Annotated in this window: 14 protein-coding genes; 6 read left to right on the top strand and 8 right to left on the bottom strand. The window is 69.8% G+C overall.

Annotated features, from left to right (window positions below):
- Positions 1-44: 44 nt before the first annotated feature.
- The gene (locus ASF40_RS01335) at positions 45-1,274 is read right to left on the bottom strand and encodes an AI-2E family transporter (RefSeq protein ID WP_056365346.1); all 1,230 of its coding nucleotides are present in this window, start codon (positions 1,272-1,274) and stop codon (positions 45-47) included.
- A gap of 134 nt (positions 1,275-1,408) precedes the next feature.
- On the opposite strand from ASF40_RS01335, the gene ASF40_RS01330 reads away from it, so the two are divergent.
- Entirely contained in the window at positions 1,409-1,702 is a 294-nt protein-coding gene (locus ASF40_RS01330; RefSeq protein ID WP_045302127.1) for a chorismate mutase, read from the top strand.
- Between the two features lie 102 nt (positions 1,703-1,804).
- Here the strand turns inward: ASF40_RS01330 and ASF40_RS01325 are convergent, their stop codons facing one another.
- The 3 genes from ASF40_RS01325 to ASF40_RS01315 are packed head-to-tail and all read right to left on the bottom strand — an operon-like array spanning position 1,805 to position 3,800.
- Complete coding sequence (locus ASF40_RS01325; protein WP_056365343.1) at positions 1,805-2,500, bottom strand: hypothetical protein; 696 nt, start codon at positions 2,498-2,500, stop codon at positions 1,805-1,807.
- Complete coding sequence (locus ASF40_RS01320) at positions 2,497-3,411, bottom strand: ABC transporter ATP-binding protein (RefSeq protein ID WP_056365340.1); 915 nt, start codon at positions 3,409-3,411, stop codon at positions 2,497-2,499. Before ASF40_RS01320 ends, ASF40_RS01325 begins: the two co-directional genes overlap by 4 nt.
- Entirely contained in the window at positions 3,408-3,800 is a 393-nt protein-coding gene (locus tag ASF40_RS01315; RefSeq protein ID WP_056365338.1) for a GntR family transcriptional regulator, read from the bottom strand. Before ASF40_RS01315 ends, ASF40_RS01320 begins: the two co-directional genes overlap by 4 nt.
- A 352-nt stretch (positions 3,801-4,152) precedes the next feature.
- Between ASF40_RS01315 and ASF40_RS01310 the strand changes: the two genes are divergently transcribed.
- From ASF40_RS01310 to ASF40_RS01290, 5 genes are read left to right on the top strand one after another with little or no spacing between them, the layout of a single operon-like run.
- Positions 4,153-5,505: a quaternary amine ABC transporter ATP-binding protein gene (locus ASF40_RS01310; RefSeq protein ID WP_056365333.1), complete on the top strand. Its 1,353-nt coding sequence runs from the start codon at positions 4,153-4,155 to the stop codon at positions 5,503-5,505.
- Entirely contained in the window at positions 5,502-6,536 is a 1,035-nt protein-coding gene (locus ASF40_RS01305; protein WP_082496788.1) for an ABC transporter permease, read from the top strand. The genes ASF40_RS01310 and ASF40_RS01305 overlap by 4 nt, the downstream gene beginning before the upstream one ends.
- A 21-nt stretch (positions 6,537-6,557) precedes the next feature.
- Positions 6,558-7,454, top strand: coding sequence for a glycine betaine ABC transporter substrate-binding protein (locus ASF40_RS01300; protein WP_056365332.1), 897 nt, complete (start codon positions 6,558-6,560; stop codon positions 7,452-7,454).
- Positions 7,455-7,513: 59 nt separating this feature from the next.
- Complete coding sequence (locus ASF40_RS01295; RefSeq protein ID WP_056366635.1) at positions 7,514-8,359, top strand: patatin-like phospholipase family protein; 846 nt, start codon at positions 7,514-7,516, stop codon at positions 8,357-8,359.
- Positions 8,359-9,426: a 1-acyl-sn-glycerol-3-phosphate acyltransferase gene (locus ASF40_RS01290; RefSeq protein ID WP_056365329.1), complete on the top strand. Its 1,068-nt coding sequence runs from the start codon at positions 8,359-8,361 to the stop codon at positions 9,424-9,426. Before ASF40_RS01295 ends, ASF40_RS01290 begins: the two co-directional genes overlap by 1 nt.
- Before the next feature lie 249 nt (positions 9,427-9,675).
- On the opposite strand, the gene ASF40_RS01285 is transcribed toward ASF40_RS01290, so the two are convergent.
- The 4 genes from ASF40_RS01285 to purL form a co-directional block, all read right to left on the bottom strand.
- Entirely contained in the window at positions 9,676-10,629 is a 954-nt protein-coding gene (locus ASF40_RS01285; RefSeq protein WP_056365326.1) for a hypothetical protein, read from the bottom strand.
- 39 nt (positions 10,630-10,668) lie between these two features.
- A complete protein-coding gene (locus tag ASF40_RS01280) occupies positions 10,669-11,475 on the bottom strand; it encodes a hypothetical protein (RefSeq protein WP_056365323.1) in 807 nt (268 codons plus the stop codon).
- A 73-nt stretch (positions 11,476-11,548) separates the two neighbouring features.
- Complete coding sequence (locus ASF40_RS21300) at positions 11,549-11,686, bottom strand: hypothetical protein (protein WP_181911767.1); 138 nt, start codon at positions 11,684-11,686, stop codon at positions 11,549-11,551.
- Between the two features lie 32 nt (positions 11,687-11,718).
- Positions 11,719-14,052: a phosphoribosylformylglycinamidine synthase subunit PurL gene (gene purL, locus ASF40_RS01275; protein ID WP_056365320.1), complete on the bottom strand. Its 2,334-nt coding sequence runs from the start codon at positions 14,050-14,052 to the stop codon at positions 11,719-11,721.
- Positions 14,053-14,171: the final 119 nt, after the last annotated feature.

Genomic DNA, 14,171 nt, shown 5'->3' with positions numbered 1-14,171 from the left:
CCCCTGAGGTGCGTTTGTGCGGTCTCGGGCTGCGCAGACGCCCGTCAGATCTTGGCGTCCTGCTTCGGGATGAAGACCTGCTTGATGATCAGGAGGATCGACGCCGTCACCGGGATCGCGACGAGCGCGCCGAGGAGGCCGAGCAGCGTGCCGCCGACCATCGCGCCGATCACGACGAGGGCACCGGGCACCGAGATCGCCTTGTTCATCACCTTCGGGGTCAGGACGTACGCCTCGAGCTGCATGTAGACGAGGTAGATGACCGCGAAGATCAGCGCCGGGACCCAGCCCGTGAAGAGCGCGAGCGTCGTCGCCGTGAGCCAGTAGAGCACCGAACCGATCAGCGGGATCAGCGTGATGAGGAACGCGAGCACGCCCATGAGAGCTGGGAACGGCAGCCCCAGGAACAGATGCAGCAGGAACGCGACGACCGAGTTGCAGAACGCCAGCACCACCATGCCCATGAGGTAGGCGCCGATCGAGTCGGTGATCTGATCGGTCATCGCCGCGGCCTTCTTGCGGTTGCGGGCCGCGGCGAAGCGGTTGAAGGCGACCTTCATGTTGGGAAGGCCTGCGAGGAAGTACAGGCTCAGCACCAGCACGATGATGAGGCCCGAGATGGTCGTGCCGACGCTCACCGCGAAGTTCACCACGCCGCCGCCGATCGCGGCGATGTTCGCAGGGTTGGTGAGGAACTTCTCGACCTGGTCGGTGATCTGACCCACCTGCGACCCGAACGTGTCGCTGAGCCACCCATAGAAGTCGGACTTCTGGAAGTTCGCGATGGTGGTCGGCAGGTCCGTGAAGAACGCGCTGATCTGCTTGATCAGGGTCGGCACCACGAGCAGCAGGATGCCGGCGAGCACGAGTGCGAACGCCGTGTACACGATCACGATCGCCCACGGCCGCGAGACGTTGTGCCTCCCGAACCATCGCACGACGGGATCGAGGCCGAGCGCGGCGAACAGCGCGAAGACGACGTAGATGATGATCGTCGAGAGGTTCCAGAACGCCAGTCCCAGGGCGACCGCCGCCAGCGCGCCGAGCGTCAGCACGAGCCCCAATCGGAACGGGCTGTTGAGGTTCGCCCAGAACGTCTTGCCCGCGGGCGCCTCGCCGGTGAACACCGGGGTGTCTTCGGGTGCGGTGTCCACGGCGCCGTCGACGGACGCGGACGTGGTGGTCTGGCTGTCCGTGCCGGCCGCAGCGTCGACGGACAGCGGTTCAGCGGCCTCGGCTGCGGTGGCACCGAGGGTGGGCGAGGCATCGGTCATGGGACACACTCTAGGACTGGGGGGTGCGCGCGACGAGGTGCGCGCGGGAAGTTCATGCGGATCGCGTGAGCCGGCGTCATCCCGCCGGAGGCGTCCGGTCGCTCGGGTATCGTCGAGGAGCGAGAAGGAGCGCCATGACCGAAGACCCCACGACGACGCTGGCCCGGCTGCGCAGCAGCATCGACAACATCGACGCCGCCCTGGTGTATCTGCTCGCCGAGCGCTTCAAGGCGACCAAGCAGGTCGGCCATCTGAAGGCCGAGCACGGCATGCCCGCCTCCGACCCCGCCCGCGAGGAGCAGCAGACCGCGCGCCTGCGCAGCCTCGCCGAGCAGGCCGACCTCGACCCGGCCTTCGCCGAGAAATGGTTCAACTTCGTGGTCGCCGAGGTCATCCGCCACCACACCGAGGCGGCCGACTCCCGCTGAACTTCCGTTTCACGTGGAACATATGGATGCTGCCACCCGGCGATCACGCCGGGTGGCAGCATCCGTTCCGACTCACAACCTCGCTCAACGAGCGGGAGGTGATCAGGGAACCGTGCGCCGGAGGGTGAGGTAGGAGATCGCGCCGAGCACGAGCGTCAGGAGGAGTCCCCACGCGGCGAGGCCGACGGCGCCCAGTCCGACCAGCGACGAGATGACCTCGCCCCACACCTCGAAGCGGGTGATCGCCCAGATCGCCACGAGCAGGAGTACGCCGACGCCGACCCAGATGAGCGTCAGCACGAGCGCACCCGAGCGCTTGTAGACGGTCGCCGACCAGAACCCCAGCATGAAGATGAGCATCGCCATCACGAAGTAGAAGAAGGCAGCTCCGAGCGCGCCGTCCTCGACGACCCAGTCCAGGGCGAAGAAGTACCCGTTGATGCCCCAGCCGTTCGTCGCCTCCTCGATCAGCCCGCCGATCGCGAACACCGCCGCCAGCAGCGCGGCGCACATCGCCGCGGCGAGCATCGTGCCGAAGAAGAACTCCCGGCGCGTGACGCTCATCGCCTGCGAGAACGGGAAGGTCAGCGTCAGCGACGAGATCCCCACGAACAGCAGGATCCACAGCGGCGCCTGCGAGCCGCCGCCGTAGAACGGGCCCTCCAGGCCCGACGAGTTCAGGATCGCGTAGATCGCGATCGACATCGCGAACGAGGCGCCGAGCACGATCAGCGGCACCCAGACGAACGTCTGCTTGTTGATCAGCTGCATGCGCACGACGTTGACGGTGCGGTTCATCGCAGTGCTCCTTCCTCGGATGCCGCGGACCCGGCCGCGTTCTGCGTGGTGCGTACGATCAGCTGCTGCAGCGAGACCGGCGCGACGTCGAGGCCGGCGGCCGCGAGTCGCTCGCGGTCGGCGAGCGACAGCGCGCCGAGGACGGTGACGGATGCCACATTCCCCAGGCTCTCGCGGTGGATCACCTGTCGGCCGGCGACGAACGCGTCGACGGCGCTCGCGTCGCCCACGATGTTCGCGGCGCGGTCGCGCACGGCATCCGTCGCCTCGTCCATCACGATGCGCCCGTGGTCGATGACGAGCACGCGCTCGATGAGGTTCGACACCTCGTCGATGAGGTGGCTCGAGAGGATCACCGTGCGCGGGTGCTCGGTGTAGTCCTCCAGCAGCCGGTCGTAGAAGATCTGCCGTGCGACGGCGTCGAGGCCGAGGTACGGCTCATCGAAGAACGTGATCTCGGCGCGCGAGGCGATGCCGATGATCACGCCGACCGCCGACAGCTGCCCGCGCGACATCTTCTTGATGCGCGTCTTCTGGGGCAGCTGGAAGTCGTCGATGAGCTGCGCGGCGAGCTCGTCGTCCCAGGCGGGGAAGAAGAGCTTCGCCGCGCCGAACGCGTGCTTCGGCAGCGCGTCGTCGGGATACTTCTGGCTCTCGCGCACGAAGCACATGCGCGAGAGCACCTTCGCGTTCTCGTACGGCTGCATGCCGAACACCCGCACGTCGCCCGACGTCGCGAAGTTCTGCGCCGTGAGGATCGACATGACCGTCGTCTTGCCGGCGCCGTTGCGGCCGAGCAGGCCGTAGATGGTGTCCTTCTCGATGGTGAAGCTCACGTCGTCCACCGCGACGAGGTCGCGGTAGCGCTTGGTGAGATTCTTCACCTCGATGACGTTGTTCCCGGTCGTCATCGTGCGTTCCCTTCCGTGGTGGTCGCGACGTGCGCCCCGGCGCGGTCGCGGATGAGCTGTTCCAGGTCTTCGGGCCCGAGCCCGAGCTTGCGGGCCTCGGCGAGCAGCGGCTCGACGAAGCGGTCGGCGAATGCGGTGCGGCGTTCGTTCATCAGGAGTTCGCGCGCACCGGGCGCCACGAACATGCCGATGCCGCGCCGCTTGTACAGCACGCCCTTGTCGGTCAGCATCGCGACTCCCTTCGCGGCGGTGGCGGGGTTGATCCGGTAGAAGGCGGCGAGCTCGTTCGTCGACGGCGCCTGCGCCTCTTCGGCGAGGCTGCCGTCGATGATCGCGTCCTCCACGCTCTCGGCGATCTGGAGGAACAGCGCCCGGCCTTCTTCGATCACATCAACTCCGCTTGGTCGGTTAGTTACTTGACTAAGTAACCATGGAAGTCGGACGCCGTCAAGCCCCGTTCCTCCGACGGCCCGGGTTGCCGCTCGCCGTGCTATCACGCGTGCGCGAGGTACCGAAACGGCCGATCGGTGTCGAATTTGCGAGCCCTGGGGCCGCATGAAACGGTGGTTGAGGCCTTCACGGGCCCCTCCCGACCAGTCCGCGGTCTCCGGTGACGCCTGAGCGTCAGACCGGTGAGCGTATGGTCGGCGGCCGCGGCGCGGATCCGACATCCGCCGCAGGAACGGCCGCCACCCGGGCGCGACCGATGCAGCTCCTGCACCGGAGCTGCCGAGGTGCACAGTGACAGTTCCGCCTGCCATCGAGGCGAGGAACCTCTTCAAGGTCTTCGGACGCAATCCCAAGGACGCCGTCAAGCGGCTCCGTGCCGGCGCGACGCGCGCCGACGTCGCCGATGCCGGCTCCGCCGCCGTGATCGACGCGAGTTTCGTCGTGCAGCCCGGCGAGATCTTCGTGATCATGGGTCTCTCGGGCTCGGGCAAGTCGACGGTGCTGCGCATGCTCAACGGGCTGCTGCCGCCGACAGCCGGCGACGTGTTCGTGCAGGGGCAGAGCGTCACCAAGGCGTCTGCCAAAGCGCTGCGCGGCATCCGTCAGCGCTCCATCTCGATGGTGTTCCAGCACTTCGCGCTGCTGCCGCACCTCACCGTGCTCGACAACGCCGCGTACGCCCTCGAGATCCAGGGCGTCGGACGCGACGAGCGCCGTGCGCGGGCGCGCGAGCTCCTCGACAAGGTCGGCCTCGGCGATCGTGCCGACGCGATGCCCGACGAGCTCTCGGGCGGCATGCGTCAGCGCGTGGGCCTCGCCCGGGCGCTCACGTCGGGCACCGACATCCTGCTCATGGACGAGGCGTTCTCCGCGCTCGACCCCCTCATCCGGCGCGAGATGCAGGAGCAGCTCATCGAGCTGCAGCGCGAGCTCGGTCGGACGATCGTCTTCATCACGCACGACCTCAACGAGGCGATGTTCCTCGGCGACCGCATCGCGGTGATGCGCGACGGCCGCATCGTGCAGAACGGCACGCCCGAGGAGATCCTCACCGACCCGGCGAACGACTACGTCGCCCAGTTCGTGCAGGACGTCGACCGCGCTCGCGTGCTGACCGCCGGCTCGGTCATGGCTCCCCCGGTCGCCACGACGCCGGTGAGCGCCGGCGTCCGCGGCGCGCTGCGGGTCATGCGCGACCTGCAGGTCGGCTCGGTATCGGTCATCGAGAACCGTCGGTATCTCGGGTCGGTCACCGACCGCGCCGTCATCCGCGCCGTCAAGGACGGCCGCACAGACCTGCGCTCGCTCGTGCGCAACGGCCGGCCGGCCGTGCACGTCGACGATCCGCTCACCGACGTCGTCGAGCGCGCGGTCGAGAGCCCCGTGCCGGTCGCCGTCATCGACGACGCCGGACGCCTCGTGGGCACGATCCCGCGCGTGACCCTGCTCGCAGCCCTCGGCGACGTGCCGCCCGTGACCCGCGAGAACCCCATCATCGATGTGCCCGCCACCGTCCCGGCGAGCGTCATGACCGAGACCCTCGAAGTCGTCGACCAGACGGGTGCTGTGCCGGCCGGTCGCGCGGCGCCGCCGACGGAGGTCGGCGCCCACGAACACGCCGCCGCGGAAGGAGCCCTTCGATGAACGACCTGATCCGCCTCCCCCTGGGCGACGTCGTCGAGACCGGCGTCCGCTGGGTGATCGACGCGCTCGGCGGCTTCTTCGACGTCGTCGCCGTGATCTTCCGCGGCCTCTACGACTGGCTCGACGCCTCGCTCTCGACACCGCCGTTCTGGGCCGTGATCCTCGTGATCGCCGCGTTCGCCTACTGGTCGAGGGGCCTCGTGCTCGCCGTCGGCAGCGCCATCGGCCTCCTCGTGATCGTCGCGGTCGGCCAGTGGTCCAACGCGATGGACTCCCTCGCGCTCGTGATCCTCGCCGCCGTGGTGGCGATCGCGATCGCCGTGCCGCTGGGCATCTGGGCCGCGCGCAGCGACCGCGTCTCGAAGACGCTGCGGCCGGTGCTCGACTTCCTGCAGACGATGCCCGCCTTCGTCTACCTCATCCCCGCGATGCTCATCTTCGGCGTGGGTCCCGTGCCCGGCATGGTCGCGACCATCGCGTTCGCGCTCGCGCCCGGCGTGCGCCTCACCGAGCTGGGCATCCGCGGCGTCGACCCCGAGATCGTCGAGGCCGGCCACGCCTTCGGCGCCTCGCCCGGACGCATCCTGCGCCAGATCCAGCTGCCCCTCGCCCTGCCGAGCATCATGGCCGGCGTCAACCAGGTCATCATGCTCAGCCTGTCGATGGTCGTCATCGCGGGCATGGTCGGCGCGGGCGGCCTGGGCGGCCAGGTCGTGCAGAGCCTCAGCCGCATCGACATCGGCCTCGGCGTCGAAGCAGGCCTCTCGGTCGTCATCCTCGCGATGATCCTCGACCGCGTCACGTCGGGCTTCTCGCAGCCGCGCGCCCGCACGCCGCGCGCCGCCGGCGACACGAAGGCGGACACGGATGCTGCCACCCCGGCATCCGCGACCCCGAAGCCCGAGCAGACCGAGGCTGCAGCTGGGCCCACGCGCCCGGAGGCTCCGGGCGACGCGCCAGCGGCGCCTGGAGGGGGCGTGGGGACCATTCCCGATGCTCCCGCAGAGCGACCCGAGCCCGTCCGGGCCTGACCCGACAGGAGAGGAATCGACATGACCAAGCGACGCATCATCGCCGCCGGACTCGCCCTGGCGGGGACCGCCGCTCTGCTCGTCAACGGCGCGCTCGTGCAGACGGGCGTCGGCGGCTCCGACAAGGGGCACCTGACGATCGCCGTGTTCAACGGCTGGGACGAGGGCATCGCCGCGTCCGAGCTGTGGAAGGCGGTGCTCGAGGAGAAGGGCTACACCGTCGACCTCGAGTACGCCGACCCGGCCGCCGCGTACACCGGCATCGCGAAGGGCGACTACGACCTCACGCTCGACACGTGGCTGCCGCTCACGCACGCCGACTACATGGAGACGTACGGCGACCAGCTCGTCGACCTCGGCGCCTGGAACGACGAAGCCAAGCTCACGATCGCCGTGAACGAGGACGCCCCCATCGACTCGCTCACCGAGCTCGCCGCGAACGCCGACGTGTTCGGCAACCGTCTGGTCGGCATCGAGGCGGGGTCAGGGCTCGTGACCGTCACGCAGAACGATGTGATCCCCGGCTACGGCCTGGAGGGCATGGAGTTCGTGACGTCGTCCACGCCCGCGATGCTCACCGAGCTGCAGGCGGCGACGGACGCCGGACGCGACGTCGCCGTCACCCTCTGGCGACCGCACTGGGCGTACAACGCGTTCCCGCTCAAGGACCTCGAAGACCCCGACGGCCTGCTCGGCGATGCGGAGGGCATCCACACCGTGGCGTCGACCTCGTTCGCCGACGAGTTCCCCGAGATCTCGGACTGGCTCGAGGCCTTCCGCATGGACAACGAGCTGCTGTACTCGCTCGAGGACGCCATGTTCGGCGCCTACGACGGCGACGACTACGGCCCCGTCGTGGCGAAGTGGGTCGCCGACAACAAGGAGTACGTCGACAGCCTGACCGCCTCCGGTCGTTGAGCGAGCGAGGAACGAGCGAAGTCCATCGTCTTCGACGGCGCCCGCAATAGGGTGTGGGCATGACGGTGGCCTTCGTTCTCGGTGGCGGTGGCGTGCGCGGTGCCGTCGAGATCGGGATGCTGCGGGCCCTGCTCGAGTCCGGCATCCACCCGGATGTCGTGGTCGGCACCTCGATCGGCGCCATCAACGGGGCCCTGGTCGCGAGCGACCCGACGCCGGCCGTGATCCCGCGCCTGCTCGACGCCTGGACCTCGCCCGAGGCGAACGCCGTCTACGGCGACTCGTTGTTCGCCCAGTTCACGCGCCTCGTGAAGACCAAGACGCACCTGAACTCGCCCGCGCCGCTGCGGCACCTGCTCGAGCGGTCCCTCGGAGCCGACACGACCTTCGAGGACCTCGCGGTCCGGCTGCGCGTGGTCGCCGCGAGCATCGAGCGTGCGGCCGAGCACGTGTTCGAGTCGGGGCCGCTCGTCGAGGCGATCCTCGCATCGGCCTCGGTGCCGGGACTCCTGCCGCCGACCCGCATCGGCGACGAGCACTTCATCGACGGTGGCATCGTCAACTCGATCCCCATCGAGCAGGCGGTCGAGGTCGGCGCGACGACGGTCTACGTGCTGCAGGTCGGGCGCATCGAGACGCCGCTGGTCGCCCCGCAGTCGGCAGTCGACACCGCGCGCGTGGCCTTTGAGATCGCCCGCCGCCACCGCTACGCCCGTGACGTCGCCACGCTTCCCGAGGGGGTCGCCCTCCACGTGCTCCCGAGCGGCGGCGGGCTCGACGGCGACGACTCGCTCATGTCGTATCGCCGCATGGACACCGTCCGCCGCCGCATCGACGCCGCCTACGACGCCAGCTGCGCGTTCCTCGCCGAGCGCGGGCTGGGCGCCGAAAGCGGGGATTCGTGATGCGGATGCTGCCCACCTGGGTGCGCCGCATCCTTCTCGCCCCGCTCGTGATCGTGGCGGCGCTCGTGATGCTGGTGCTCACTCCGCTGTGGCTGCTGGTCGCCCTCGCGCTGACCTCGCTCGTGCCCGGACGGTTCCGGCTGCCGCGCGTGCTGTGGCTCGTGACCGTGTACCTGCTGTGGGACGCGATGCTCGTGATCGCGCTCTTCGCCCTCTGGATCGCTTCGGGCTTCGGCTACGCGCTGCGCCGGCCCGGGTTCGTCACCGCGCACTACCGCCTGGGCGCCTGGGCCCTGCGGCTCCTGTTCTGGATCTTCGGCGGCGTGCTGCGGCTCACCATCACGACGACCGGCTCGGACGACGCGGAATCCGCCACCGGCCGCGCCGCGTTCGAGGCGCTGTTCGCCCCCGGCACCCCGCTCGTGGTGGCGAGCCGGCACGGAGGCCCGGGCGACTCGTTCATCCTCATCCACACGCTGCTCAACGAGGTCGCGCGCCGGCCCCGCATCGTGCTCAAGTACACGCTGCAGTGGGACCCGGCGATCGACATCCTGCTGCACCGGATCCCTGCGCGCTTCATCGTGCCGTCGGGGTTCGGGCACGGGCGCAAGGGCGGCGGCGCGGCGGTGGAGGCAGCGCTTCGCGACCTCGCGACCGACCTCGGTCCCGAGGACGCGTTCGTGATCTTCCCCGAAGGCGGTCAGGTCAGTCCGACGAGGCGGCGCTCGCGCATCAGGCGGCTGCGCGACGCGGGCCGGGAGGCGATGGCCGAACGCGCCGAGGCGATGACGCACGTGATGGCGCCGCAGCCGGGTGGCATGCATGCCGCGCTGGATGCCTCACCCGACGCCGACGTCGTGTTCATCGCCCACACCGGACTCGAGCGACTCCACACCCTGCGCGACATCTGGCGCGAGCTGCCGATGGACAAGGGCATCACGATGCGCGCGTGGCGCGTGCCGCGATCGGAGATCCCCGACGACCTCGACGCCCGCGCCGCATGGCTCTTCGACTGGTTCGCCCGCATCGACGGCTGGATCGACGCCCACCCCGAGCTCGCCGCCTGAAGCCGCAGCGGCGTCTCCGCCCTTCCAGCTCGCTCGTTCCACGCGTGGCACGTGACGGGCGGGTGCCGTCGCTCGTTTGCTCGCGCCCTCATCGATGGGCGGCACTACTCCTGAGGATAAGGACGCGGGAGACGTCCTTATCCTCAGGAGTCATCGGCCGCGGCCGTGGCATGCAGGCCTGCTCTCATCGGGGTGCCTCCTGTCGACCGAGCGAGGAAGGAGCTGCTCAGGATCTTCGGGTGCGCGGGATCAGCGGTGGGGCTTGGGATGTGTCACGCGGCCGGGCGCATCGCCGTTCCCGCGCGAGGGCACTGGCCACGTCGCACCGGGAGGCGGCGTCGTGCTCGGGCGCTTCGGTGCGGGCAGGGGGTCGGCGATGAGCTCGGGCGCCGCCGGGGCTTCCGCGCGCGGCGGGGCCGCAGCATCCGTCACCGTCGTCGATGAGGTGACAGGCCCGAGTTCGAGCATGACCTTCTTCTCGAGCACCTCGATGGCCTCGTCCGAGATCGACAGGAGCCCGTCGAGCTCCTCGCGCACGCGGCGGTAGGCGAGCTGGCGCTCGGCGGGCGTCGCGGCCTCGTCGATCGCGACGGTGAGCAGCTTCTTCGCGGTGTCGAGGCGCTTGCGCTCGTCGTCGGTGAAGGTCGAGTCGCGCAGGCGCCGTGCGTCGCGCTCGGCGACGTCGAAGGCCACCTCGAAGTCGGCGACCGCGTTGCGGTACTCGGCGAGCTGCTCCTTCGGGAGGCGCGCTTTCGCCGACGCGGGACGCAGCCCGTCGGCGATGCGCTTCGCCCGCAGGAACGCGGCGGTGAGCGGTTGGCGTCCGTCGCTCATGGCGGGGAACGCGATGATCTTCGCGACGTCGAGCTCGTACTCGAGCCAGCGCGCCGTGACGGCGTCGTGCGTCGCGAACAGCCGCTCGAGCTGGGTCACCTGCGTCTCGCGGGACGCCGACGCCCCCTGCGAAGAAGCCGCGGTCGCCGTCGGCGCGGTGATCGGAGGGAGGGATGCCGCCGGCACCGCCTTGCCGCGCGCCGCCGCCTGGGCGGCCTTGAGCTCGGCCTTCGCGTGCATCACCTCGAGGCGGCGCTTGTGGCGCATGCGCGCGCCGCGCTCCCAGGCATTGCCGACCATGCCGAGGACACCCATGAGTGGGAAGACGAGCCACCAGAAGTTGCCCGCGAACTCCCAGAACGCTTGCACACTGTCATGCTAACGGCCGGTCGCCGCCGCGTGGTCGGCTCAGGGCACCCTGCCAGCGGGCGGTTCGCTCTGGCGAGGCGGGGGGATCCGCGCGATGAGCGCGGGAAGACGATCGGCGATCTCCGACAGCACCGCTGCGGCGGCGGTGAGTCCGGCGGCGGCCGTCGTTCCGGCCGATGACGGACGCGGTGCGCCGGGAACGCCCGACTGACGCTCCGCCTCCGCGAAGGTCGCCTCGAGGTGGCGCACGGCGACCCGGTACTCGAGGAACTGCTGCGGCGTCACGCGGTCGCGCAGGGTCGGGCGCTTCGCGAGGGCTTCACGTTGAGCGCGCAGGAAGACGACGGTCGCGGGATGCCGCGGGTCGGTCATCTGCGGATACGCCAGCGCCTTGTCCACGTCCGTCTCGTAGGCCAGCCATCGCGTGTTGACGCTGTCGTGTGCGGCGTAGAGGCGGTCGATCGGAAGCGGGTCGCGGGTGGATGCGGCGCGGTACTGGGCGTAGCCGGCCTTCACCCGCGTGCGGCTCGCGCGCAGGGCGAGGGAGGCGGTCTTCTCGTCCTGCCGTGCGGCCTGCAGCTCGCGCCGCGCCTCGGCGGCATGCGCGGCCGGGACCGAGGAGCGGGACTTGGCGGTCAGCAGATCGGCCTGCGCCGTGCGCAGGCGCGCCTTCGCGGCGACGAGGTCGCGGTAGGCCTGGGACTCCTCCGCGCGGGCGGCATCGAGCTCCAGGCGTCGTGCCCGGCGGCTGCGCGTCGTCATGCCGGTATAGGCAGCCGCCCCGGCGCCCACGGCCGCCGGACCGATCCACCACCAGCTCGAGACGATGAGGAGGATGGGCTCCACCCTGCCATGATAAACGCGATATAGCGCGGTTGTCGCCGGGAGTCTGCTGACACCTCGGCCACCCGCCGCGACCTCAGCCGAAGAGGAGGGCGAAGACGGTGGCGCCGCCGCCGACGAGGATGAGGGCGACGATCGTCACCCACGCGATGATCTTGACGCGCCGCTGCCGGGTGTCGTTGAAACCGCTGTACTCGTCGTCTTCCGCCGCCATGCGACCCATCCTATGTTCGTGTCGACCGCGGATCAGGCGGTGTGCTCGGTGATGATCGGGCCGAAGGCGTCGGGCAGCGTCGAGGTCGAGAGGCTCCGCAGCTCGGCGAGCGGGACGGTGAACAGACCCTGCACCTCGAGCGCGGGCTCATCGCCGTCCGCGGCTGCGTCGGTCACGCCGATGCGCAGCACCGGGTAGCCCCGGCCCTCGCACAGTCCGCGGAACTTCACGTCGTCTTCACGAGGCACCGAGACGATGACGCGGCCCGTCGATTCCGAGAACAGGGCGGTGGCGGCATCCACCCCATCGCGCTCCTGGATCTCGTTCAGCCACACGCGCGCGCCGACGCCGAAGCGCATGGCGGCCTCGGCGAGGGCCTGTGCCAGGCCGCCCGACGAGAGGTCGTGCGCCGACGAGATGAGCGACTGCTGGCCGCCGGCGTGGAGCAGCTCGGCGAGCTTCTTCTCCTGCGCGAGGTCGACCGCCGGCGGGCGTCCGCCGAGGTGGTCGTGGATCGTGCCGGCCCACTGCGAGCCTGACAGCTCGGTCGAGGTCACGCCGAGCAGGTAGATGTTCTCGCCGGCGTCCTGCCAGCCCGACGGGATGCGCCGGGCGACGTCGTCGATGATCCCGAGCACGCCGACGACGGGCGTCGGGAAGATCGGCTGGTCGCCGGTCTGGTTGTAGAACGAGACGTTGCCGCCGGTGACGGGGACGCCGAGCTCGAGGCAGGCGTCCGACAGGCCGTCGACGGTCTGCGAGAACTGCCACATGACCTCGGGGTTCTCGGGCGAGCCGAAGTTGAGGCAGTCGGTGACGGCGGTCGGCTCGGCGCCGGTGACGGCGACGTTGCGGTACGCCTCGGCGAGGGCGAGCTTGGCTCCCTGGTACGGGTCGAGCTGGCAGTACCGGCCGTTGCAGTCGGTGGCGATCGCGAAGCCGAGACCGGAGTGCTCGTCGACACGGATCATGCCGGCGTCGTCGGGGAACGACAGCGCCGTGTTGCCCATCACGTAGTAGTCGTACTGGTTCGTGATCCACGACGTGTCGGCGAGATTCGGGCTCGCGACGAGCTTCGTGAACTGCTCCCGCAGCGTCTCGGCGTCGGTCGGACGCGGGAGAGCGGATGCCGAGTCCTCACGCAGCGCGTCGATCCATGTGGGGTAGGCCACGGGGCGCTCGTAGACGGGGCCGTCGACCGCGACCGTCGAGGGGTCGACGTCGACGATCTGCTCGCCGTGCCAGAAGATCTGCAGGCGCCCGTCGCCGGTCACCTCGCCGAGGACCGAGGTCTCGACGTCCCACTTGCCGACGACCTCGAGGAACGCGTCGAGCTTCTCGGGCGCGACGATCGCCATCATGCGCTCCTGGCTCTCGCTCATGAGGATCTCCTCCGGCGTGAGCGTGGGGTCGCGCAGCAGCACCTTCTCGAGGTCGACGCGCATGCCCGAGCCGCCGTTCGCCGCGAGCTCGGAGGTCGCGCACGAGATGCCGGCGGCGCCGAGGTCCTGGATGGCCTCGACGAGCTCGTCGCGGTAGAGCTCGAGGCAGCACTCGATGAGCACCTTCTCGGCGAACGGGTCGCCGACCTGCACCGCGGGGCGCTTGGTCGGGCCGCCGTCGGCGAAGGTGTCGGAGGCGAGGATGGATGCCCCGCCGATGCCGTCGCCGCCGGTGCGGGCGCCGAACAGCACGACCTTGTTGCCGGCGCCGGTGGCGTTGGCGAGCTTGAGGTCCTCGTGGCGGAGAACGCCGACAGCGAGGGCGTTGACGAGCGGGTTGCCCTGGTACACGGCGTCGAACACGGTCTCGCCGCCGATGTTGGGCAGGCCCAGGCAGTTGCCGTAGAACGAGATGCCGCTCACCACGCCGTGGACGACTCGCGCCGTGTCGGGGTTGTCGATGGCGCCGAAGCGCAGCTGGTCCATGACCGCCACGGGTCGCGCACCCATCGAGATGATGTCGCGCACGATGCCGCCGACGCCGGTCGCGGCGCCCTGGAACGGCTCGATGTAGCTCGGGTGGTTGTGCGACTCGACCTTGAAGGTGACGGCCCAGCCTTCGCCGATGTCGACGACGCCGGCGTTCTGGCCCATGCCGACCATGAGCCGTTCCTTCATCTCGTCCGAGACCTTCTCGCCGAACTTGCGGAGATAGATCTTCGAGGACTTGTAGGAGCAGTGCTCCGACCACATGACGGAGTACATCGCCAGCTCGCCCGACGTGGGGCGGCGGCCGAGGATCTCGCGGATCCTGTCGTACTCGTCGGGCTTGAGACCGAGCGCCGCGTACGGCTGCTCCTTCTCGGGCGTGGCGGTGGCGTTCTCGACGGTGTCGGCGACAGAGGTCGATGCGGGGGTGGTCACGCGGCTCAGCTCCAGAAATTCGGGGATGCCGGACCTCAACAGTCTAGTTCGGCACGGGACGGGGTGACGGATCCGGGCGGCGGCGGCATCCGTGACAGCAAAAGGGGTTGACGGATGCT

Source organism: Microbacterium sp. Leaf288 (assembly GCF_001422925.1).
Classification (GTDB): Bacteria; Actinomycetota; Actinomycetes; order Actinomycetales; family Microbacteriaceae; genus Microbacterium.
This window is presented reverse-complemented; position numbering and strand designations above follow the sequence as displayed.

Bases quoted from the DNA above. Each gene is read 5' to 3' on its own strand.
- ASF40_RS01300 (WP_056365332.1), top strand. From the start codon at position 6,558: ATGACCAAGCGACGCATCATCGCCGCCGGACTCGCCCTGGCGGGGACC.
- ASF40_RS01325 (WP_056365343.1), bottom strand. From the start codon at position 2,500: ATGAACCGCACCGTCAACGTCGTGCGCATGCAGCTGATCAACAAGCAG.
- ASF40_RS01290 (WP_056365329.1), top strand. From the start codon at position 8,359: ATGCGGATGCTGCCCACCTGGGTGCGCCGCATCCTTCTCGCCCCGCTC.
- ASF40_RS01335 (WP_056365346.1), bottom strand. From the start codon at position 1,274: ATGACCGATGCCTCGCCCACCCTCGGTGCCACCGCAGCCGAGGCCGCT.
- ASF40_RS01305 (WP_082496788.1), top strand. From the start codon at position 5,502: ATGAACGACCTGATCCGCCTCCCCCTGGGCGACGTCGTCGAGACCGGC.
- ASF40_RS01330 (WP_045302127.1), top strand. From the start codon at position 1,409: ATGACCGAAGACCCCACGACGACGCTGGCCCGGCTGCGCAGCAGCATC.
- ASF40_RS01320 (WP_056365340.1), bottom strand. From the start codon at position 3,411: ATGACGACCGGGAACAACGTCATCGAGGTGAAGAATCTCACCAAGCGC.
- ASF40_RS21300 (WP_181911767.1), bottom strand. From the start codon at position 11,686: ATGGCGGCGGAAGACGACGAGTACAGCGGTTTCAACGACACCCGGCAG.
- ASF40_RS01295 (WP_056366635.1), top strand. From the start codon at position 7,514: ATGACGGTGGCCTTCGTTCTCGGTGGCGGTGGCGTGCGCGGTGCCGTC.